The sequence below is a fragment of the Aeromicrobium sp. REDSEA-S38_B2 genome (assembly GCF_001628525.1).
In the GTDB taxonomy this organism is placed as follows: domain Bacteria; phylum Actinomycetota; class Actinomycetes; order Propionibacteriales; family Nocardioidaceae; genus Aeromicrobium; species Aeromicrobium erythreum.
Genome location: NZ_LUNH01000089.1, coordinates 19,029 through 39,874, shown reverse-complemented (window position 1 = coordinate 39,874; position 20,846 = coordinate 19,029). Strand labels below are relative to the sequence as shown.

General features: G+C 72.8%; 17 protein-coding genes, 1 tRNA gene and 2 pseudogenes. 12 read left to right on the top strand and 8 right to left on the bottom strand.

Annotation, left to right across the window (positions count from 1 at the left end; genetic code table 11):
- Positions 1-140 precede the first annotated feature (140 nt).
- Positions 141-1,379 carry a thiamine pyridinylase gene (bcmE, locus tag A6Q81_RS14995; protein ID WP_286690955.1) on the top strand — a complete coding sequence of 413 codons (1,239 nt, stop codon included), beginning with the start codon at positions 141-143 and terminating at the stop codon, positions 1,377-1,379.
- 211 nt (positions 1,380-1,590) lie between these two features.
- Here bcmE and A6Q81_RS14990 read toward each other — a convergent pair.
- Positions 1,591-1,676 (bottom strand) — tRNA-Leu (locus A6Q81_RS14990).
- 283 nt (positions 1,677-1,959) lie between these two features.
- Between A6Q81_RS14990 and A6Q81_RS14985 the strand changes: the two genes are divergently transcribed.
- Genes A6Q81_RS14985 through pknB form a run of 6 tightly spaced genes read left to right on the top strand, consistent with a single transcriptional unit; the run spans position 1,960 to position 9,128 of the window.
- Positions 1,960-2,685, top strand: a complete 726-nt coding sequence (locus A6Q81_RS14985) for an FHA domain-containing protein (protein ID WP_067860870.1) — start codon at positions 1,960-1,962, stop codon at positions 2,683-2,685.
- The gene (locus A6Q81_RS14980; protein ID WP_286690954.1) at positions 2,682-3,167 is read left to right on the top strand and encodes an FHA domain-containing protein FhaB/FipA; all 486 of its coding nucleotides are present in this window, start codon (positions 2,682-2,684) and stop codon (positions 3,165-3,167) included. Before A6Q81_RS14985 ends, A6Q81_RS14980 begins: the two co-directional genes overlap by 4 nt.
- A 4-nt stretch (positions 3,168-3,171) precedes the next feature.
- Positions 3,172-4,485 (top strand): PP2C family protein-serine/threonine phosphatase, encoded by a 1,314-nt coding sequence (locus A6Q81_RS14975; protein ID WP_067860874.1) that lies wholly within the window; start codon positions 3,172-3,174, stop codon positions 4,483-4,485.
- Positions 4,482-5,858, top strand: coding sequence for an FtsW/RodA/SpoVE family cell cycle protein (locus tag A6Q81_RS14970; RefSeq protein ID WP_067860876.1), 1,377 nt, complete (start codon positions 4,482-4,484; stop codon positions 5,856-5,858). The genes A6Q81_RS14975 and A6Q81_RS14970 overlap by 4 nt, the downstream gene beginning before the upstream one ends.
- The gene (locus A6Q81_RS14965; RefSeq protein WP_067860878.1) at positions 5,855-7,324 is read left to right on the top strand and encodes a peptidoglycan D,D-transpeptidase FtsI family protein; all 1,470 of its coding nucleotides are present in this window, start codon (positions 5,855-5,857) and stop codon (positions 7,322-7,324) included. The genes A6Q81_RS14970 and A6Q81_RS14965 overlap by 4 nt, the downstream gene beginning before the upstream one ends.
- Before the next feature lie 28 nt (positions 7,325-7,352).
- The gene (gene pknB / locus A6Q81_RS14960; protein WP_286690953.1) at positions 7,353-9,128 is read left to right on the top strand and encodes a Stk1 family PASTA domain-containing Ser/Thr kinase; all 1,776 of its coding nucleotides are present in this window, start codon (positions 7,353-7,355) and stop codon (positions 9,126-9,128) included.
- 30 nt (positions 9,129-9,158) lie between these two features.
- Here pknB and A6Q81_RS14955 read toward each other — a convergent pair whose 3' ends face one another.
- Positions 9,159-9,902, bottom strand: coding sequence for a DUF881 domain-containing protein (locus tag A6Q81_RS14955; protein ID WP_067860879.1), 744 nt, complete (start codon positions 9,900-9,902; stop codon positions 9,159-9,161).
- 103 nt (positions 9,903-10,005) lie between these two features.
- Between A6Q81_RS14955 and A6Q81_RS14950 the strand changes: the two genes are divergently transcribed.
- Entirely contained in the window at positions 10,006-10,461 is a 456-nt protein-coding gene (locus tag A6Q81_RS14950) for a cell division protein CrgA (protein ID WP_067860881.1), read from the top strand.
- A gap of 3 nt (positions 10,462-10,464) precedes the next feature.
- On the opposite strand, the gene A6Q81_RS14945 is transcribed toward A6Q81_RS14950, so the two are convergent.
- Positions 10,465-11,097, bottom strand: coding sequence for a histidine phosphatase family protein (locus A6Q81_RS14945; protein ID WP_286690952.1), 633 nt, complete (start codon positions 11,095-11,097; stop codon positions 10,465-10,467).
- Positions 11,098-11,196: 99 nt separating this feature from the next.
- On the opposite strand from A6Q81_RS14945, the pseudogene idi reads away from it, so the two are divergent.
- The 3 genes and pseudogenes from idi to crtI form a co-directional block, all read left to right on the top strand.
- Positions 11,197-11,727, top strand: a pseudogene (gene idi, locus A6Q81_RS14940) (isopentenyl-diphosphate Delta-isomerase); the annotation flags it as partial.
- 120 nt (positions 11,728-11,847) lie between these two features.
- Positions 11,848-12,852, top strand: coding sequence for a polyprenyl synthetase family protein (locus A6Q81_RS14935; RefSeq protein WP_286690971.1), 1,005 nt, complete (start codon positions 11,848-11,850; stop codon positions 12,850-12,852).
- A complete protein-coding gene (gene crtI, locus A6Q81_RS14930; protein ID WP_286690951.1) occupies positions 12,849-14,333 on the top strand; it encodes a phytoene desaturase family protein in 1,485 nt (494 codons plus the stop codon). Before A6Q81_RS14935 ends, crtI begins: the two co-directional genes overlap by 4 nt.
- Before the next feature lie 111 nt (positions 14,334-14,444).
- Here crtI and A6Q81_RS14925 read toward each other — a convergent pair whose 3' ends face one another.
- Positions 14,445-15,551: a lycopene cyclase family protein gene (locus A6Q81_RS14925; protein WP_286690950.1), complete on the bottom strand. Its 1,107-nt coding sequence runs from the start codon at positions 15,549-15,551 to the stop codon at positions 14,445-14,447.
- 62 nt (positions 15,552-15,613) lie between these two features.
- Between A6Q81_RS14925 and A6Q81_RS14920 the strand changes: the two genes are divergently transcribed.
- On the top strand, positions 15,614-16,570 hold the full coding sequence (locus tag A6Q81_RS14920) for a phytoene/squalene synthase family protein (protein ID WP_067860891.1): 957 nt from the start codon (positions 15,614-15,616) through the stop codon (positions 16,568-16,570).
- 71 nt (positions 16,571-16,641) lie between these two features.
- Here A6Q81_RS14920 and A6Q81_RS14915 read toward each other — a convergent pair.
- The 4 genes and pseudogenes from A6Q81_RS14915 to A6Q81_RS14900 form a co-directional block, all read right to left on the bottom strand.
- Positions 16,642-17,016: pseudogene (locus A6Q81_RS14915) on the bottom strand (cytochrome P450); the annotation flags it as partial.
- Positions 17,017-17,738: 722 nt separating this feature from the next.
- Entirely contained in the window at positions 17,739-19,319 is a 1,581-nt protein-coding gene (locus A6Q81_RS14910; protein WP_286690949.1) for an FAD-dependent oxidoreductase, read from the bottom strand.
- A 3-nt stretch (positions 19,320-19,322) separates the two neighbouring features.
- A complete protein-coding gene (locus A6Q81_RS14905; protein WP_286690948.1) occupies positions 19,323-20,057 on the bottom strand; it encodes a methyltransferase domain-containing protein in 735 nt (244 codons plus the stop codon).
- Between the two features lie 105 nt (positions 20,058-20,162).
- Positions 20,163-20,822, bottom strand: a complete 660-nt coding sequence (locus tag A6Q81_RS14900; RefSeq protein ID WP_067860897.1) for a fasciclin domain-containing protein — start codon at positions 20,820-20,822, stop codon at positions 20,163-20,165.
- Positions 20,823-20,846: the final 24 nt, after the last annotated feature.

Genomic DNA, 20,846 nt, shown 5'->3' with positions numbered 1-20,846 from the left:
GAACCCGCCTCCTCCGCGTTGCCGACGCCCCAGGTCGTGAAGGTTGATCACCTCATGACTCGGCGAGATGAGGGCATTCGCCTTCGCTTTCGTGGCAAGCGGGTTAGCGTCCGACATCCCTCTCACGATCTGGACCGCTCATGCCCAAGGACACCCCGCTTCTTCGACCACTCAGACTTCCTCGGCCGTCGACGACGACCGAACCCGTCCTCAACGTCGCCATCTACCCCTACCTGCCCCGCCCCCTCCAGTTCGAGGACGCGATCCGAGCCCAGTGGCAAGCGGTACGACCCGACGGCCCAGAGCTCAACTTCGTCGACTACGACTGCTACTCCGCCGATCCACCGAGCACGCTCGACGTGTTCACCTTCGACGCGATCTTCATCAACCACTTCCAGACAGCCGGCTACCTCCTGCCGATCAGCGAGCCCCTCGACGGCGACTTCATGGACTTCGCCCAGCGAGCGGTCACCGTCGAAGGGCAGGTCGTCGCCTACCCCCAGCTCGGCTGCCTCAGCTCCCTGATCGTCCGCAGCCTCGACGTCGACCTGCTCGACGCTGTCGGCAGCGACGGCATCCTCGACGTCCTCGGCGTCGCCACGGACCCCACCACACCCCAACCGCCGACCGACTCGGGCCTGCTCCTGGACTACACGGGCCGCACCACCGACGCCTGCGAGTACGCACAAGCACTCCAGCAGCAGGACCACGGCTACGACGTGCCGTTCCAGCCGCCACCGACGGTCGATGAGAACGCCATCGCCTCCCTGCTGAACTACACCAAGGCCGCAGGCCGCGCGCAGGCTGGATACGAGGATCCCGCCTCCCAACGGCTGCAGTGGTTCACGACCGGATCAGGGCGCGCCCTCGCCGGCGTCACCGAGAGCCTCGCGACGTTCCCCGTCGATCAGATCCAGAACTACACCGTCCGAGCCAAACCACTCGCCCCCGCGAGCGCCCAGGGCGAGAACTGCTTCTTCGTCGACGGAGTCGGCATCAACCCTCGGACACCCGACACCGCATCAGCACAGGCGTTGGCGCAGGTAATGACGTCCCTGCAGGTGCTCGGGCAGGGCTGCAGAGCCCGCGCCGCAGACGAGAACCCCCAGTACCTCATCCCGGCGCGCCAGTCCGTTCTCGACGACCTCGCCAACCAGTACCCCCTCTACAGCACCATCCGCACCATCGTCTTGGGCTCCCCCCGCCACGCCTTCACCGTCGACGCGAGCGTGCGCGACTGGCTCACCGCGCAAGGCGCGGTCATCCGCGACCAGCTCCTCGAGAACACCGTGCCCGAGAACGACACCATCGTCGTCGACGACCACCCCATCCACCCCTCGCTCGCGCACCTGCCAGTGAATCTGGCACGCAAGAGGTGAACACCGCGGCAGACTCCGAGACCCGGGTCCTGCACGTTGCGTCGACGACGACGGATCGGTGCGCCAGGGCGTCCTCGAACGCGCCTGCGCAACAATCGGAGACGGGCACGACGGGGGCCTGTCCCTGCTCGTCCAGCCCGACATCGATGCACGAAAAAAGCCGCCGGCGTTGCCGCCCACGGCTCTCTCGTTCTTCCTCGTGCTTCTCGTCTGGTGCGCGAGGGGGGATTTGAACCCCCACGCCCTTGCGGACACTGGCACCTGAAGCCAGCGCGTCTGCCGTTCCGCCACTCGCGCGTCGTTCCCTGAGGAACAGTCGCCGAGTCTAACACCACGGCTCCCACGCGCCCGCACCCGCCCGTCGGTGGCTGGGCAACCGCAGCAGGGCTCCTGGGGGTGCTGGGGCACCGATGCCGGCGCGCGGGTTGATGAGCCACCGATGGAGAGGGCGGCGGGGCTGGGGTGGGGCAGGAAGAATGGAACGCGTTCCCACGTCAATTCGCGTGCGTCGTGCCTGCCGATACCATCGTCGGGACCACCGACGACCCCACGCACGTGACCCGGCAGGAGGCGAGAACCGATGGCAGGTGTGCTCAGCCGCTTCGAGCAGCGGCTCGAGGGCGCAGTCACCGGCGCGTTCGCCCGAGCCTTCCGCAGCGCCGTGCAGCCGGTGGAGATCGCCGCCGCGATCCAGCGCGAGGTCGACAACTCCGCCCACGTGCTCTCGCGCCAGCGGATGCTCGTCCCCAACGACTTCACCGTCGAGCTCTCGCCCACCGACCACGGCCGGCTCGCCCCCTTCGGCGACACCCTCACCACCGAGCTCGCCACGCTCGTGCAGGAGCACGTCACCGAGCAGCGCTACACCCTCGCCGGGCCCCTGCGCATCGAGCTCGTCGAGGCGCCCGACCTCGGCACCGGACGCTTCCGCGTGCGCAGCCGCACCAACGCGGCCGTCCGGCCCGTCGAGGGCGCCCGCATGACCGAGACCGCCGTGCGCAGCTCGCAGGTCGTGCTCGAGGTCAACGGCCTCAAGCACCCCCTCACCCCGCCCGGCGTCGTCGTCGGACGCGGCAGCGAGGCCGACCTGCGCATCGACGACCCCGGCATCTCCCGCCGGCACGCCGACATCAAGGTCCACGAGTCCGGCGGCAACACCACCGTCACCATCACCGACCTGCAGTCGACCAACGGCGTCGTCCTCAACGGGCACCGCGTGCAGACCGCCTCGGTCGGCAACGGCTCGGAGATCCGCCTCGGCAACACGGTCCTCACCATCCGCATCACGACGAGCGAGGACCGATGACGGACCTGACCCTCACCCTCATCAAGATCGGCTTCCTCGCCGTCCTGTGGCTGTTCGTGCTGTCTGCCGTGTCGGTCATCCGCTCCGACATCTTCGGCGCGAAGGCACCGAACCAGAAGCCCGCCAAGCAGCCCCGCGCCGCAGCCGCCGCGAAGCCCGCCAAGAGCCGCAAGCAGCGCACCCCGCGTGGCGCGCCCACCAAGCTGCAGGTCGTCTCCGGCCCCAACTCCGGCCAGAGCGTGCCGCTCGGCGACGGACCCGTCCTCCTCGGCCGCGGCACCGACGCGGCCATCCGCCTCGACGACGACTACGTCTCCACCCGCCACGCCCGCTTCGCCACCAACGGCGAGCAGTGGTTCGTCGAGGACCTCGGCTCCACCAACGGCACCTACCTCGGCAGCCAGCGGATCACGTCCCCCACCCCGATCGGCCTGAACATCCAGGTCCGGCTGGGCAAGACCATCGTCGAGCTGCGGAAGTAGGACGATGTCCCTCACCCTGCGCTACGTCGCGCTGACCGACGTCGGCCTGCGCCGCTCCAGCAACCAGGACTCCGGCTACGCGAGCAGCCGCCTGATCGCCGTCGCCGACGGCATGGGCGGCGCGGCCGCCGGCGACCTCGCCTCGGCCGAGACCATGAACGTCATCCGCCAGCTCGACCGCGAGCTGCCCGAGATCGACCCGCTCGAGGCGCTCCAGAAGGCCGTCGCCCATGCCAACCAGCGCCTCGGCGAGCTCGTCGCCGAGGACCCGTCGGTCGAGGGCATGGGCACCACGCTCGAGGCGATGCTGTGGGACGGCGAGCGCTTCGCCACCGCCCACATCGGCGACTCGCGCGCGTACCTCCTGCGCGACGGCGAGCTGACCCAGATCAGCACCGACCACACGTTCGTGCAGAGCCTCGTGGAGGAGGGGAAGCTGACGCCCGAGGAGGCGCGCGTGCACCCGCACCGCTCCCTCCTGCTGCGCGTCATGCTCGGCCGCGACGACAACGACGCCGACCTCGAGTGGTTCGAGGGGCAGGTTGGCGACCGCTTCCTGCTGTGCAGCGACGGTCTGTCCGACATGGTCGACGACGCCACCATCCAGCAGCTGCTCAGCGCCGAGACCATCGACCAGGCCGCGTCCGACCTGGTCCGCACCGCGCTCGAGAACGGCGGCTACGACAACGTCACCGTCGTCATCGGCGAGCTCGTGCCCTCCGGTGCCGTGTCGGAAGAGGAGCTCTCGTCGGCCGACGGACGCCCGCAGCTCGTCGGCGCGGCCGCAGAGGGACCCCGCCCCCGCACCGGCAACGCCTCCGGTGGCTCCGGGAAGGCCCGCTCGCGCGAGGAGCGCAAGGAGCGCAGGCGCGAGAAGGAGGTCGACCCCGAGGAGCTGCGCTACGCGCCGCGCCCGCCGAGCAAGTGGCGCTGGGTGCGCCGCCTCGTCGCCCTCGCCGTCGTCGTCGGCATCGTCGCCGCCGGCGCGTTCTACGCCTACCGCTGGTCGCAGGACCAGTACTACGTGGCCTCCGCCGACGGCAAGGTCGTCATCTACCGCGGCGTCCAGGCCGACCTGCCGCTCGTCACCCTCAAGCACGTCGACGAGGTCACCGACGTCGAGCTCGACACCCTGCCCACCTTCCGCGCGCAGCAGGTGCGCGGCGGCATCGAGGCCGACAGCCGCGCCGACGCCGAGCAGATCGTCGAGAACCTGCGCGGCCTCGCCGAGGAGCCCGAGCCGTCGCCCTCGCCGAGCCCCTCCCCCTCGCCGTCCCCCTCCGCGTCGCGCACCGCCGACCGGGAGCGGTCCGCATGAGCACACCCACCCTGGTCCCGCGCAAGCGACGCGGGGCCGAGCTCACCCTGACCCTGCTCGCCGTGCTCATCGGCGTCGGCGCCTACTGCGCCGTCGGCCTCGGCGCCGAGGGTCGCGTGCCGGCCGACGCGCTGCGGCTCGTGATCTTCCTGGTCGCGGCCGCCGTCGCCACGCACCTGCTCGTCCGCAAGGTCGCGCCCTACGCCGACCCCGTCCTGCTGCCGCTGGTCATCTGCCTCAACGGGCTGGGACTGGCGATGATCTACCGCATCGACCTCGGCTACCAGGCGATGGGCAACGACGCGTTCGGCCCGCTCGCCACCAACCAGCTGATGTGGTCGGGCATCGGCATCGCGCTGTTCGCCGTCGTGCTGCTCGTCATCCGCGACCACCGCCGCCTGCAGGCCTACACCTACACGTTCGGCTTCGTCGCCCTCGCGCTGCTGGTGCTGCCGCTGCTGCCCGTCATCGGCCAGAACATCCGCGGCGCGCGCATCTGGATCAACATCGGCCCGTTCAGCTTCCAGCCCGGCGAGGCCGCCAAGATCTGCCTGGCCATCTTCTTCGCCGGCTACCTCGTCGTGAAGCGCGACGCCCTCGCGCTCGCCGGCCGACGCTTCGCCGGCATCGACCTGCCGCGCGGTCGCGACCTCGGCCCCATCGGCGCGGCGTGGCTGATCAGCATCGCCATCCTCGTCTTCCAGCGCGACCTCGGCTCGTCGCTGCTGTTCTTCGGCCTGTTCGTCGTCATGCTCTACATCGCCACCGAGCGGCCCGGCTGGCTCGTCGTCGGCGGCAGCCTGTTCGTGGCCGGCGCCTACTTCGGCTACCTCGCGTTCGGGCACGTGCGCGTGCGCTTCGACGCCTGGCTCGACCCGTTCTCCGACCCCGACCGCAACGGACAGATCATCAACGGCCTGTTCGGCATGGCCTACGGCGGCGTGCTCGGCACCGGCTGGGGGCAGGGCAGTCCGCAGCTCACCCCGTTCGCGTTCTCGGACTTCATCGCCTCCGCGATGGGCGAGGAGCTCGGACTCACCGGACTCATGGCGATCCTCGTGATCTACGGCCTGGTCGTCGAGCGCGGCATGCGCATCGCGCTCACCTGCCGTGACGCGTTCGGCAAGCTGCTCGCGGCCGGCCTCGCGGTCTCGATGGCCCTGCAGATCTTCGTGGTCATCGGCGGCGTCACCCGCCTCATCCCGCTGACCGGCCTGACCACGCCGTTCATGGCGCAGGGCGGCTCGTCCGTGGTCATGAACTGGGCGATCATCGCGCTGCTCCTGCGCATCAGCGACCAGACCCGACGCCCCGCGCCCGAGGTGTCGCAGTTCGACCACGACGAGGAGACCCAGGTGGTGAAGCTGTCGTGAACAAGCCCATCCGCAACCTCGCCGTCGCCTGCCTCGTGCTGTTCGCGGCGCTGCTGATCAACGTCAACTACGTGCAGTTCGTCGAGGCCGGCGACCTCAACGCACGCCAGGGCAACAAGCGCGTCATCGACGCCGACTTCAGCCGCGACCGCGGCGCGATCCTCGTGGGCGACGAGCCCGTCGCCGAGAGCAAGCCGAGCAAGGACCAGTACAAGTTCCAGCGGGTGTACCCGCAGTCGACGCTGTACGCCCCGCTCACCGGCTACTTCTCCTACATCTACGGCAGCGCCAACCTCGAGCGCTCGCAGAACCAGGTGCTGTCCGGCAGCGACAACCGACTCTTCGTCAGCCGTGTCGTCGACCTGCTGGCCAACAAGAAGCCCCAGGGCGGCAGCGTCGAGCTGACCATCAACCCGCGCGCGCAGAAGGTCGCCGCGAGCGGCCTGGAGGCGCTCGGCGAGGGCACCAAGGGCGCGGTCGCCGCGCTCGACCCGAAGACGGGCGCCGTGCTCGCGATGGTCAGCCAGCCCTCCTACGACCCGAACGTGCTCGCCAGCCACGACTTCTCGAAGGTCACCGAGGCGATGAAGCGTCTGCAGGCCAACGAGGACGACCCGCTGACCAACCGCGCGACGCAGCAGATCCTGCCGCCCGGCTCGACGTTCAAGCTCGTCACGGCCGCCGCGGCGCTGGAGGACCTCAACCTCAAGGCCGACAGCCGCGTGAAGGGTGGCGCCAGCCTCTCCTTCCCCGGCATCCAGTACACGCTGCCCAACGAGAACGGCGGCAACTGCGGCGGCGACCCGATCACCTTCGAGCAGGCCCTGCAGGTCTCCTGCAACGTCTCCTTCGGCGACCTGGCCGGCAAGATCGGCCAGGACAAGCTCGACGAGCAGGCCCGCAAGTTCGGCTTCGGCACCGACCCGCTCGAGGGCCTGGCCAGCAACGCCAGCCAGTTCACGGCCGAGGGCACCGACCTGGAGGCCCCGCAGCTCGCGCAGAGCGGCATCGGTCAGTTCGAGGTCGCGGCCACCCCTCTGCAGATGGCGATGGTGGGCGCCGGCATCGCCAACGACGGCGTCGTCATGAAGCCGCAGGTGGTCAAGTCGGTCCGCTCGCCCAGCCTGCGCGTGCTCGACTCGCTGGAGCCGGAAGAGCTCGACCGCGCCATGAGCGCCGACAACGCGGCGATCCTGCGCTCGATGATGGTGGCGACCGTCCAGTCGGGCACCGCCACGTCGGCGCAGATCCCCGGTGTCCAGGTGGGCGCCAAGACGGGAACCGCGCAGTCGACCCCCGACCGCCCCCCCTACGCCTGGTTCGTGGCCCTCGCCCCGGCGAACGACCCCAAGGTCGCCGTCGCCGTGGTCGTGGAGTCCTCGAGCACGGCCCGCAACGAGATCGCCGGTGGACGCCTCGCCGGCCCCATCGCACGCTCCGTCATCGAGGCGGTGCTCGGTGAGTGACTTCGACCCCCCTAGGGAGAGTGACCCCATGACCGGATCCGGCGACGAGCCCATCCTGCTCGGCGAGCGCTACGAGCTCGGCGGGCTGCTCGGTCGCGGAGGCATGGCCGACGTCCGCGTCGCGCGCGACCTGCGCCTCGGCCGCACCGTGGCCATCAAGCAGCTGCGCGCCGACCTGTCCTCCGACGACACCTTCCAGGCCCGCTTCCGCCGCGAGGCGCAGTCGGCTGCCGCACTGAACCACCCCGCGATCGTCGCCGTCTACGACACGGGCGAGTCGACCGACAAGCACGGCAACCACATCCCGTACATCGTCATGGAGTACGTGGAGGGCCAGACGCTGCGCGAGATCATGCGCGACGACCGCAAGATCCTGCCCGAGCGCGCCCTGTCGATCACGGCCGACGTGCTCAGCGCGCTCGACTACTCCCACCGCTCCGGCATCATCCACCGCGACATCAAGCCCGCCAACGTCATGCTGACGCCGTCGGGCCAGGTCAAGGTCATGGACTTCGGCATCGCCCGCGCGATCGCCGACTCCTCCAGCGCGATGACGCAGACCGCCGCGGTCATCGGCACCGCCCAGTACCTGTCACCCGAGCAGGCCCGGGGCGAGACCGTCGACGCCCGCTCCGACATCTACTCCACCGGCTGCCTGCTGTACGAGCTGCTCACCGGACGTCCGCCGTTCGTCGGCGACAGCCCCGTGTCGGTCGCCTACCAGCACGGCCGCGAGGACGCCCGACCGCCGTCGCAGCTGAACCCCGAGGTGACGCAGGCCGTCGACCACATCGTCGCGAAGTCGCTCGCGAAGCGCACCGACGACCGCTACCAGTCGGCCGCCGACATGCGCAAGGACCTCGAGCGGGCCATCGCCGGCCAGCAGGTCGAGGCCCCGACCGCGGCCACCTCGGTCGTGCCGGCCGCGACCGCCGTCGCCCCGGCCGTGGCGGCCGCCGCGGCCACCGGCACGCAGCCCGCCGTCGAGGACGAGGAGGAGCGCAAGAACCGCAAGCCGCTGTACTGGGCGCTCGCGATCCTGCTGCTCCTGCTGCTCGCCGGCATCGGCCTCTACGCCTACAACCAGGCCAACCAGCCCCCGCCGGCGCCCGCCCAGGTCGAGGTCCCCGACGTCACCGGCCAGGACGCCGTCGCGGCGCAGCGGACGCTCGAGCGCGACGGCTTCACCGTGCAGACGCAGGAGCGCGCCGACGGCGACGTCGAGGAGGGCAACGTCGTCTCCCAGGACCCCGAAGGCGGCACCGAGGTCGACAAGGGGACCGAGGTGACGCTGGTCGTCTCCACCGGACCGGCGCAGGTCCAGGTGCCCAACGTCGTCGGCTACACCTTCGACGAGGCGAAGGCCGCGCTCGAGGGGCAGGGGCTCAAGGTGAAGCGCGAGGAACGCGCGTCCGACCAGAGCCGCAACTCCGTCATCAACACCAACCCCGCGGCCGGGGTCAGCGTCGACGCCGGCACGACGGTCACCGTCATCGTGTCGCAGGGCGAGGTACAGGTGCCCAACCTGGTCGGCATGACGCAGGAGGAGGCGGAGAAGACCCTGCAGGAGGCCGACCTCGAGGTCTCGGTCACCGAGGACCCGACCGCCACCGCACCGAAGGGCCAGGTCACCAACCAGGGCACGCCGGCGGGCACGTCGGTGCCGCCGGGCACCACCATCGAGATCACGGTGTCGAGCAACGAGGGCGACGACCAGGGCGGCGACCAGGCCGACGGCAACGGTGACGCCCCGGACGGCAACGGCGACGGCGCCGCCGACCTCGACCTCACCCCCGGGCAGTAGCCGGACTCTCCTGACCGGCGGCCACGCCGGTCAGGAGAGCGCCGACGCGTACCGCAGGACGGTCGCGCCACCGTAGGGCGCGACCACCAGGTCGTCGCCCGTGGTGACCTTCAGGCCGAGCCGGAACTTCGTCACGTAGCGCTCGAAGTTCGCCACCTCGGGGGACGAGCCGAGCGAGTAGGTCATGCCGGGCACGTCGCCCACCGCCTCGATGACGTACGGCGGCGAGAACGGCCGCCCGTCGATGATGACGTTGGAGCCGACGCACACGATCGCGGTCGTCGACACGAGCCGCTGGCCCTGCAGGCTCACGGCCTCGGCGCCCCCGGCCCACAGGGCGTTGACGAACGCCTGCAGGTCCTGCTGGTGCACGACGAGGTAGTTCGGGTCGATCCCGGCGGAGTCGGCGTCGCGCGGGGCGTCGGTCAGCGTGACCCGCATGCCCGGCCCGCGCACCGTGCTGAGCCCGGCCAGGTCGCGCAGGGTGCGCAGCCGTCGCACGATCGCCTCGACCCCGCTGGCGTCGTCGGCAGCGGCGGTCGCGGCGTCGATCTCGCGCTGCAGGTCGACCACGTCGGCCTGTCGCTGCTCGACCCGACGCTCCCGCTCGCCGACCAGCGACGCGACGTCGCCACCGGCCGGTCGCAGGTCCTGGCCGTCGGACGTGCGGTGCGCGGCCGCGGCGGTGAGGCCGGCCACCAGGCAGACCCCGAGCACCGCGACGGACCAGCCGCGCGACGACCTCGTCCGCGAGCGTGCACGCGTCCCCGACATGCGAGCACCTCTCCCCACTCCGACACCGTCCGCGACGCCGACTACGCTAGCCCAGAACCTGCAGACGGCCCAGAACCTGCAGACGGCACCGAAAGAGATCCCCGTGGCCAAGAACAGCACCCCGAGCACGGTCCGCACGCGCCGAGGCGGCTGGGCGCACCCGCTCGCCTTGCTGCTGCTGGTGGTGGCCGTCGCCTGGGCGGTCGGCGCCTTCTTCACGGTCTCCGACCGCTCGTTCCCGAAGATCGGCGCGATCCCGGGCCTGTTCGACCTCGGCGCCTGGAACTTCGCGATCGCCGCGGTCATCGCGTTCGCCGCCTCGTCGGTCGCCTCGCGCACCCGCCCCGAGCCCGAGCCCGGCACGCCCACCGGCAGCCGGTTCGCCGCGCCGCTGATGATCGCGTCGGCCGTCGTCGGCCTGCTGTGGATCGTGGTCTTCTACGTCATCTCCGGCACCGACATCACCATCCCGGTCTACTCCGACCTCGGCGACTGGAACATCGTCATCGGCATGGGCTTCATCGTGGCCGCGTTCGGCTTCGCGATGAAGTGGGAGTGAGCCCTACCGGAAGGTGACCTGGTCGGCGGGCACGTGGCCGTGCTCGTTGTAGGTGAGCAGCCGCGTGCCGCCGCGCCCGACGATGAGCGTGGTCACCGACGCGTTCACCACCACCCGGTTGAGCGGGATGAACAGCGACGCGTCACCCGCCAGCAGGTGCGACGCGACCAACGCGATCGGCCCGCCCGACGTGAACACCGCGACGCGTCGGCCCGACCCGGCCTGCGCGACGGCCTCGTCGAGTGCGCGCAGCACCCGGGCGGAGAACTCCGCGAACGACTCGACCGGTGACGGCGCCCCGCTGACCCACGCGCCGAGCGCGGCGTCGAGGTGCGCCTGGAACTCGCGAGGGTCCGTCGTCGGCGTGACCGTCTCGCCGGCCAGCGCGAGGTGGTCGTACTCGTCCCACCCGGCGTCGACGTCGTAGAGGTCGCCGTCGACCGCGTCGAGCACCGCGACGGCGGTCTGGGCGTGCCGTCGCAGCGAGCCGGCCACCGACCAGTGCGGCCGGAAGTCGGCCGCCTCCCAGGCGAGCCCGAGGCAGCTCCCCTGACGGGTGCCGAGGGCGGAGAGCTGGTCGTAGTCGTCGCTGCCGAACGAGGCCTGGCCGTGCCGGATCAGATGGATGGCGCCCACGGTCGCAGGCTAGCGGGTGTCGGGCGGGCCCGTCGCCGGGCGGACCGGCGGCGTGTCCGAGAGGATGGAGGGGACCCAGGGGACGGAGGCGGCACCGCGATGACCGCGATCGAGAGCGAGCAGGACCTGGTCGTCCTGCTGGACGACGACGGCACACCCACCGGCACGGCGCCGCGCCTCGACGTGCACGGCGCCGACACGCCGCTGCACCAGGCGTTCTCGGTGCACCTGTTCGACGACGCCGGCCGGGTGCTCCTGACCCGCCGGGCGCTCTCGAAGCGGACCTGGCCCGGCGTCTGGACCAACTCGTGCTGCGGGCACCCCCGGCCCGGCGAGGCGGTCGAGGACGCCGTGCGTCGGCGCGTCCGCGAGGAGCTCGGAGTGGAGGTGCGCGACCTGCGTCTGCTGCTGCCCGACTTCCGTTACCGCGCCGTCGACGCCAGCGGTGTGGTCGAGAACGAGGTCTGCCCCGTCTTCGTCGCCCGCGCGGACGGGCCCCTCTCGCCCGACCCGGACGAGGTCGGCGAGCACGCCTGGGTCGCCTGGTCCGACCTCGTGGCCGCCGCGCGTGCCACGCCGGCCGTCTACAGCCCGTGGTCGGTGCTTCAGGTGCCGCAGCTCGACGCCGAGCGTGCCCGGCTCCCCCTCGGCCCGCCGCCCGCGGGCCGGCTCGAGTCGTCGGACGCCGACGCGCCGGTGCGCGTCACGCTCGACGCCGTCAGCGACCTGCTGTCGGCCGAGCTCGCCTGGATGGGCACCGTCTGGGAAGGCCTCGCGCCGGCGGGCACCCCCGGACCCCTCGCCGACGACCTGCCCGGATGGCTGCACACGCTGCTGCAGGGTCGGGGCAAGCGGCTGCGTCCGCAGATGTGCCACTGGGGCTTCGTCGCCGCCGGCGGGACGCTCGCGACACCCGCCCACGACGACGTCGTCCGCGTGGCTGCCGCGCTGGAGACCCTGCACCTCTTCGCGCTGGTGCACGACGACGTGATGGACCAGTCGGGCGAGCGACGCGGCGCTGCGGCCGCGCACGTCGTCGCCGCGGCCCAGCACCGCGCAGCACGGGCGCACGGCGACGCCGCCCGCTTCGGCGAGAACGTCGCCATCCTGCTCGGCGACCTGGCCCACCACGAGGCCGACCGGCTCGTGCACACGCTGCCCGCGGTCCTGCGCGAGTCCTGGTACCAGCTGACCCTCGAGCTGATCGCCGGCCAGCGGGCCGACCTCACCGGGGCGGCCAGCCGTCGGACCGACCTCGCGCACGTCGAGGCGGTCGCGGTGCTCAAGTCCGGCGCGTACACCGTGGCCCGACCGCTGCAGCTCGGCGCGATCGCCGCCGGTGCCACCGCGGCGCAGCGCGAGGTGCTCGACCGCTTCGGGCTGCACCTCGGCCGCGCGTTCGCCTGGCGCGACGACGTGCTGGGCGTCTGGGGCGACCCCGACGTCACCGGCAAGCCGTCGGGCGACGACCTGCGCGAGGGCAAGACCACCATGATCTGGGCGCTCGGTGCCGAGCGGCTCACGGGCGAGGCCGCCGCCGCGATGACGCGGGTCGGCACGGCCGAGGCACGTCCCGGCGACGTCGCCCTGCTGCAGCGCGCGCTCGAGGAGTCCGGCGTCCGCCAGGACGTCGAGCAGCGCATCGTCGACGAGACCGAGCGTGCCGAGCAGGCCCTCGTCGGCTCCCCCCTGACCGCGGCCGGCGTCGCCGGACTGCGCGCGGTCGCCCGCACCGTCTCCTGGAGGTCCGCATGAGTCACGTCGTCGTCGTCGGAGCAGGGCTCGCCGGCCTGGCCGCCGCCTGCCACCTGGTGGGCGACGGCCACCGCGTGACGGTGCTGGAGCGCGAGGACGTGCCCGGCGGTCGGGCCGGCATCCTGCAGCGCGACGGGTTCACGTTCGACACCGGACCGACCGTGCTGACGATGCCCGACCTGATCGACCGGCCGCTGCGCGCGGCAGGGTCGAGCCTGGCCGAGCGGCTCGAGCTGACGCTGCTCGACCCCGCCTACCGCGCGTTCTACGCCGACGGGTCGACCCTGGAGGTGCGGCACGGCCACGAGGCCATGCGCGCCGAGATCCACCGCGAGTGCGGCAGCGTCGACGCCGCCGCGTTCGATGAGTTCGTCACCTGGCTGCGGCGGCTGTACCTCACGGAGATGCCGCACTTCATCGACCGCAACTTCGACCGGCCGACCGACCTGCTGTCGCGTCCGGCCGCGGCGGCGCGGCTGCTCGCGATGGGCGGCTTCGGGCGGCTGGGGCCGATGATCCGGCGTCGGTTCGCCGACGAGCGCCTGCACCGCCTGTTCTCCTTCCAGGCGATGTACGCGGGGCTCGCCCCGGACGACGCGCTCGCCCTCTACGCCGTGATCACCTACATGGACTCGATCGAGGGCGTCTACTTCCCGAAGGGCGGCATGCGTGCCGTGCCGCGGGCGCTCGCCGACGCGGCCACCGACGCCGGCGCGGAGATCCGCTACGGCACGACGGTGACGGCGCTCGTGCGCGACTCCGGGGGTCGGGTGCGTGGGGTCGCGACGGGGGAGGGCACGGTCGCCGCCGACGCCGTCGTGTGCACCATCGACCTGCCGACCGCGTACACGTGGCTGCTGCCCGACCTGCGCCCGCCGCGTGCGGTGCGGGGCGTCGGCGGACGCCTGGGCGGCGACTACTCGCCGTCGTGCGTCGTCTGGCACGTGGGCGTCAAGGGCGTGCCGGAGGGCAAGGCGCACCACAACATCCACTTCGGCCAGCAGTGGAACGAGGCCTTCGAGGACCTCATGAAGCGCGGCACGCTCATGCGCGACCCGTCGCGGCTGGTGACGGTGCACTCGCTCGACGACGACGAGGCCGCGCCCGAGGGTCTCAGCACCCTCTACGTGCTGGAGCCGACGCCCAACCTCGACGTCGGACGGCTGGACTGGAAGGCCGAGCGCGAGCCGATGCGCGAGCGGCTGCTGGCGTTCCTGGAGCGGTCGGGCTACCCGACCGACGTGGTCGTCGACGAGCTCGTGACCCCGCTGGAGTGGCAGGAGCAGGGCATGGCCGCGGGCACCCCGTTCGCGCTGGCGCACACGTTCGCCCAGACGGGCCCGTTCCGTCCCGCCAACGTCGACAAGCGGGTCCCCGGCCTCGTCTTCGCCGGCTCGGGCACCGTCCCCGGCGTCGGCGTCCCCATGGTCCTCCCGTCGGGCCGCCTGGCGGCCGAGCGCGTCAACCAGCTCGTCCGCTGAGCACCCCCCCCCACCCCACCCCACCCGACTTTTGGACACGTCCGGGGCACTTCCGGTGCCCCGGACGCCCCGCAACTGTCCAAAAGTCGGTGGGGGGTGGGTGGGGAGGGGCTAGGGGAGGAGGGTGGCGCGGGCGAGCTCGCGGCGGCCCGACCAGGGCATCCGGCGGAACATCGACCACATGGCCGCCGCGACGTCGGTGAGGTCGCCGTCGCGCGCCATGTAGGCGCGCTGCAGGTGGGCGGGGAGGTGGCCGAAGCCGTCGAAGAGGGCGAGCGTGCCGTCGACGTCGAGCCGCAGCACCGCCCGCAGACCCGCCTCGCGCAGCGCGTCGGCCGGTGCCACCGCATCGACCCGACGCGGCACCTGACCGGTGGCCAGCTCGTCCGCCAGCGCGCGCGAGCGACGCAGCGCGTGCGCCACCGAGTAACCCGTCACCACGTGGCCACCCCGGCCGGCCACGCCGTGCGCGAGTGTGCCCGGCACCGGGTGCACGACCTCGCGGTGCAGCGGGGCGTCGACGGCCGACGGGGCGACGCCGCGCGCCGCGAGCCGACGCAGCAACCGCGCCTTCAGCTCCGCCACGGGCAGGGGCGGCGAGGCGGCCAGGCAGGTCTCCTCCAAAAGCACGGTCCCGTCGCCGAGCGGGATCGCGTAGAGGAACGACGGTCGCAGACCCGCGGTCCCGCCGCCCCCATCCCCCCGCCAGTCCGTCCGCCAGTCCATCAGCAGCCCCTCCGCGCCCTGCAGCGCCGGGGCCGCGACGTCGTCGGGCACGACCACCCCGAACGCGGTCTGCGCGGGGGCGGGATCGTCGGCACACAGGCCCTGCGGCCGGGCGCCGCGCGCGTCGACCACCACGCGCGCCGACGACGACAGCGCCGCGACCTCGGCGTCGTCGAGCCGGCCGCGGCGCACGTCGACGTCGTCGAGGGCCAGGGCGGCCTGCAGCGCGACGTTGTCGATCACGACGTACGGACGCGACAGCTGGTGCGCCTCGTGGGCCCGGACCTCCGGCGCCGCCAGCCGGGACCGGACCACCGTCGCGGGCAGCCCGGCGAGCTCGTCCTCCCAGACCCCGTACGTGGGCGTCCAGACCGCGTCGGGACGCGGGTCGACGGCGACGACGCGCAGACCCCGCGCCGCGCACGCCGACGCCAGCGAGCGACCTGCCGGCCCGAGGCCGACCACCGCCACGTCGACCCGTCCGCCGCTCACGTCCGCCCGCGCTCCACGGCACCCATCGTGGCACGGCCGCACGTCCTAGGCTGGGTGTCACCATGGCCCGTCCCCTGCACCCCGACCCGCGGCTCGCGGCCGGCTACGCCCGGTGCGCCGAGCTGACGCGGGCGCACGGCACCACCTACTACTGGGGCGCCCGGCTGCTGCCGCGCGAGCAGCGGATCGACGTGTACACCGTCTACGCCCTCTGTCGGCTGGCCGACGACATCGTCGACGAGCCCGAGCGCGTCGACCCCGCGGTGCCCGGGCACGACGAGACCGACCCGGCCGCGCGGCTGCGACGCTTCGAGCAGCACTTCTGGGACAGCGTCGCGGCGGGCGGCGCCGACGAGCCGGTCATGGCGGCCGTCGTCGACAGCCTGCAGCGCCGGGGCACCGACCCCGAGTGCTTCGACCGGTTCTTCCGGGCGATGGAGCTCGACCTGACCCGCACCACCTGGGCCACCTGGGAGGAGCTGCGCGACGGCTACATGGAGGGCTCCGCCGCCGTGATCGGGGAGATGATGCTGCCCGTGCTGCAGCCGCTCACGCCGGCGGCGAAGGAGCCGGCACGCGCGCTCGGGCACGCGTTCCAGCTGACGAACTTCCTGCGCGACGTCGGCGAGGACCTCGACCGCGGGCGCGTGTACCTGCCGCAGGAGGACCTCGCCCGCTACGGCGTCGACCCGGCCGAACGACGCGTGACGCCGGCGTGGCGCTCGATGATGGCCGAGCAGGTCGAGCGCAACCGCGCCCTCTACCGCCAGGCGGCGCCCGGCGTCGCGATGCTGCCGCCCCCGGGCGCCCGCTGCGTCGCTACCGCCCTGCGCATGTACGCGCGCATCCTCGACCTCGTCGAGGCTGCCGACTACGACGTCTTCTCGGGCCGCCACCGGGTGAGGCCGCGCACGAAGGTCGCGATCCTGGCCGACGTGCTCGTGCGGGGTCCCCGCCGCGGGCTGCCGCCGTCGGGTCCGCCGTCGCCGAGGGCGAGCCTGGCCCCGCGCAGCCAGTAGCCCGCGACGAGGTGGTCCCACCCCAGCTCGGGCTCGGCCACCAGACGCGGCTCGAGCGCGAGCAGCCGGACGAGCAGCGCGTCGGTCTCGAGCAGGGCGAGGGGCTGGCCGGGGCACTTGTGCTCGCCGTCGCCGAACGCCAGCACCGGCTCGCCCACGCCGGCGGGCAGCGAGCGTCCGGGGCAGAGGTCGAGCGGCGCGGCGCCGACGGCCTCGGGGTCGGCGTTGGTGGAGCGCACGCACACGTCGACCAGGTCGCCCGGCTGGATCGTCCAGGACTGTCCGCCGTCGCTGACGTCGATGGGCTGCTGAGCCCGCCGGTAGAGGTGCCCGACGACCGGCTCCAGACGGATGACCTCGCCGAGGATCGCCAGCCGCTCGGGCTCTGCCGCGACGAGGTACCGCGCACGCAGCGCGTCGTCGTCGAGCAGGTGCAACGCCGCCATGACCACGAACTCGCGCGTCGTCACCATCCCCGCGGTGCCGTAGGTGACGCACTCGACGAGGATGCTGGCCGTCGAGTACCCCTCGGCGAGCAGGTGGCTGACGATGTCGTCGCGCGGCTCCCGCCGACGCGCCCGGACCGCCGGACGGACGTCGGCCAGGAAGAGCCGCCCCACGGGGACGAGCCCGTTGACGGCGGCCTGCATCCACTGGCGTCGGGTGCGGCCGAGGTCGCGGCGGGTGACGTCGAACGGCGGCTGGCTGAACATGGCCTCGAGCCGACGCGCCATGCGCGGCACCGACGACTCCGTGAGGCCGACCACCTCGGCCGTGACCTCGACGGTGTAGAGCAGGGCCAGCTCGTCGAGCGTGCAGCCGCCGTCGGCGACCGCCTGGGCGAGCAGCCGGTCGGCGGTGTCGTGCATGAGGTCGGTGTAGCGGTCCGCGACGACGGTGGGCGCGAGGAAGCGCGCGACCTTGCGTCGCTGCTCGTCGTGCTGCGGACCGTCGGACACGAGGATCGGGTGGTGCTCGAGGTAGCCCTGCGGGATGGCCTCGGCGGTGAACCCGGCCTGCGTGGTGGCGTGCCGCGCGCGCAGCACCTGACGCGCGGCCTCGAGCGAGCGCAGCCGCCACACGGTGCTCACACCGGGCCTGCCCGCGGCGTCGACGCGCTCGACGCGGGGTGCGTCGGGCTCGTCCGCCACCACGGCGCGACGCCGGCTCACGACGGTCGCCGACCGCGACCGGGGAGCCGGTGCACCAGACCCTGCAGGGGTACCGTCCAGACGTCCTCGCCGCGCACGCCCCAGCCCTCGAGCAGCCGGTTCGCCGCCAGGACGCCCGTGGTCGCGGCGCGCTCCATGAGGGCGATCGGCCAGTCGACGCGCAGTCCGTCACCGGCCAGGACCAGCCCGGGGTACGGGGTCTGGACGGTGAGCCGGTCGCGCCAGGGTCCCGTGCCGACGAGACCGCAGTCGTCCTCGACCAGGAGCTCCTCGTGCCTCACGACCAGGTCGCGCGTCTCCGGGTACACGTCGTGCAGACCGGCGAGCAGACGGCTGCGCAGCCGCTCGACGTCGATCCCGTGTGGTCCGTCGCCCGCCAGGTCGGGGTCGCGGGACGGGTCGGCTGCGTAGGCGTGCAGCTCGACGACCGATCCGCCGTGCTCCGCCGTCCACCGCGCCGCGCCTGCCTCGAAGCGCTCGAGCACGGTGACGTTGTCGAGCAGGTCGTAGCCGCTCGTGCCGAGGAACGCCTCCCGCTCGGGCGCCACGCGCCCGTCGAGCCACACGCGCAGCACACCGAAGGGCGGCGCGTTGCGACCCCCCGCGACCCTGCGCTGCCACGCGACGCGCTCGTCGTCGTCCGCCGGCAGTGCCCCGACGAGCGCACGGGTGGCGCGCGGGTCGGTGGCGACGACGACCGCGTCGGCCGTGACCGACCCGTCCGCGACGTCGACCCGCCAGCCGTCGCCCTCGGGCCGCACGCCCGCCACGGCGGTCCCGAGCCGCACGTCGGCACCGAGCCCCTCCAGGTAGCGGCCGAGCGGCGCCCACAGGACGGTGTCGTAGTCGTCGTCGGGGACGTCGAACATCAGCCCCTCGGAGCTGCCCGTGAAGTAGGCGTGGAACATGCCCACCAGCTCGCCGGCGCCGAACTCGCTCGGGTGCGCGAAGAACGACCGCGCGAACACCTCGAGCGCGAGGTGGCGGGCACCCTCGGGGAAGTTCAACCGGTCGAGGAAGGCCTGCGCCGACTCGCCGTCGTAGCGCTCGTGGCTGGCCGGGTAGTCGGTGGCGACGAGCTCGAGCGCGCTCGGCACGTGCACCGACGGCAGCGCCGAGACCGGGAACGTCGGGCTGCGCAGCACGAACGCGAGCAGGTTGAACGGTGGTGTGGTCGGCAGGGCGGCGAAGGAGTCGGTGAGGCCGTCGCCGCGACGCAACGGGTAGTCGGGCACCGGCACGAGGTGCGCGAGCGTCGGGTCGACGCGGCGCAGCAGCGAGCGCAGCGTGTAGTACTGCCGGAAGAACGCGTGGAAGCCGCGGCTCATCGTGCGCCCGGCTCCACCCGCCTCGGCGTCGCCGACGGGCCACGACCGCACGCGCCCGCCGAGCTGCTCGCAGGCCTCCAGCAGCGTCACCCGCACCCCGCGTTCGGCCAGCACGACCGCGGCTCCGAGGCCGGCGATGCCGCCACCGACCACGACGACGTGTCGCGGCTCCTGCAGCTTGGCGGTCCCCGGCGCGGCGGCGTGCAGGACGGCGTGGCGGTCACGCCCCGGCGGGATGCGTCGGACCATGCGTCAGAGGGGCTTGCGCGCGAGGACGGTGTGCAGGATGCCGTGCTGCCACCCGCCGGCGGTCGACCACGTGACGTCGGTCAGCCCGGCCCGCTCGAGCCTGGCCTGCAGCTCGGCGGTGGAGTCGTTCTCGAGCACGCTGCGCCAGAGGTAGCGGTAGATGGAGGGGTTGCCGCGCACCGCGACGGACAGCGGCGTGACCACGCCCCAGCAGACCGCGCTCCACACCGCCTGCGCCGCCGGGGAGCCCTTCACGTGGTAGTCCTGCAGCGCGATCCAGCCGCCCGGACGGACCTGGTCGGCGATCGCCGCGACCGTCGCGTCACGCTGGTCGACCGGCACGTTGCGCAGCAGGTAGGCGCCGAACGCGCCGTCGGCGGGGCCGTCGAGGTGCAGGCGCGCGACGTCGGGCAGGTCCTGCGCGAGGGCCTGGACGAAGCTGACGCCGTCGGGCCAGGTCTTCTCCTGCGCCTCGGCGAGCATGCCGGCGGAGGCGTCGAGCCCGACGATGCGCGCCTCGCGGCCGGCAGCCTCGACGAGGGCCTGCGTGGAGAGCCCGGAGCCGCAGCCCAGGTCCCACAGGGTCGGCCACGTCTCGCGGCGGGGCAGCCGGGCCACGAGCTGGCGCGCCGCGTCCCGCAGGGCGCCGTGGTAGCCCGGGTTCAGGGCGGTGAGCAGGTCGTAGCGTGGGGCTGCGCGGTCGAACTCGTCCGCGAGCCGGGTCCCAGGTGTCGGCACGTCAGCAGCCTACGGGCGAACCAGCCGGGCCGCCGGGCCTGGCAACGGGACGGGGCCCGACTCCCCCGAGGAGAGCCGGGCCCCGTGACCGGAGGGATGCCGTGATCAGCTGGCCGGCGGCATGAGCACCGAGTCGATCAGGTACACCGTGGCGTTGGCGGTCTTGACGCCACCGCAGATGACGGCGGCGTTGCCGTTCACCTTGATGTCGTCGCCGGAGCCGGTGACCTCGAGGTCGGCGCCGTTGACCGTCTTGTGCGTGCCGTCGATCTCGTCGGGCGCGATCTGGCCGGGGATGACGTGGTAGGTCAGGACCGACTCGAGGGTCTTGGCGCCCTCGGGGGTACCGAGCGTCTTCACCGTGTCGGCGGGCAGCTTGGCGAACGCGTCGTCGACCGGCGCGAACACCGTGAACTCGCCACCGTTGAGGGTGTCGACGAGGTTCACGTCGGGGTTGAGCTTGCCCGAGACGGCCTGGACGAGCGTCTTCAGCAGCGGGTTGTTGCTGGCGGCCGTGGCGACCGGGTCCTGGGCCATGCCCTCGACCGAGCCGGCGCCGTCCGGGACGGCCTTGGCGTAGTCGGCGCAGCCCGGGCCGACGAGGTCGGAACCGGCGTCGGACGCGGCCTCCGAGGACGGGGTCGAGGAGGACTCGCTGTCGGACGAGGCGCTGTCGTCGCTGGACGAGCCGCAGGCCGCGGTGAACAGGGACAGCGAGGCCACGGCTGCGATCGCGAGGCTCTTGCTCTTGGTGGTCGTGCGCATGTTTCTTCTCCTTGGTTGGGTGTT

Excerpts from the sequence above, each read along its gene's own strand:
- A6Q81_RS14910 (WP_286690949.1), bottom strand. The coding sequence starts at position 19,319 with ATGGTCCGACGCATCCCGCCGGGGCGTGACCGCCACGCCGTCCTGCAC.
- A6Q81_RS14980 (WP_286690954.1), top strand. The coding sequence starts at position 2,682 with ATGACGGACCTGACCCTCACCCTCATCAAGATCGGCTTCCTCGCCGTC.
- pknB (WP_286690953.1), top strand. The coding sequence starts at position 7,353 with ATGACCGGATCCGGCGACGAGCCCATCCTGCTCGGCGAGCGCTACGAG.
- crtI (WP_286690951.1), top strand. The coding sequence starts at position 12,849 with ATGAGTCACGTCGTCGTCGTCGGAGCAGGGCTCGCCGGCCTGGCCGCC.
- A6Q81_RS14975 (WP_067860874.1), top strand. The coding sequence starts at position 3,172 with ATGTCCCTCACCCTGCGCTACGTCGCGCTGACCGACGTCGGCCTGCGC.
- A6Q81_RS14955 (WP_067860879.1), bottom strand. The coding sequence starts at position 9,902 with ATGTCGGGGACGCGTGCACGCTCGCGGACGAGGTCGTCGCGCGGCTGG.
- bcmE (WP_286690955.1), top strand. The coding sequence starts at position 141 with ATGCCCAAGGACACCCCGCTTCTTCGACCACTCAGACTTCCTCGGCCG.
- A6Q81_RS14900 (WP_067860897.1), bottom strand. The coding sequence starts at position 20,822 with ATGCGCACGACCACCAAGAGCAAGAGCCTCGCGATCGCAGCCGTGGCC.
- A6Q81_RS14985 (WP_067860870.1), top strand. The coding sequence starts at position 1,960 with ATGGCAGGTGTGCTCAGCCGCTTCGAGCAGCGGCTCGAGGGCGCAGTC.
- A6Q81_RS14935 (WP_286690971.1), top strand. The coding sequence starts at position 11,848 with ATGGGCACCGTCTGGGAAGGCCTCGCGCCGGCGGGCACCCCCGGACCC.
- A6Q81_RS14920 (WP_067860891.1), top strand. The coding sequence starts at position 15,614 with ATGGCCCGTCCCCTGCACCCCGACCCGCGGCTCGCGGCCGGCTACGCC.
- A6Q81_RS14970 (WP_067860876.1), top strand. The coding sequence starts at position 4,482 with ATGAGCACACCCACCCTGGTCCCGCGCAAGCGACGCGGGGCCGAGCTC.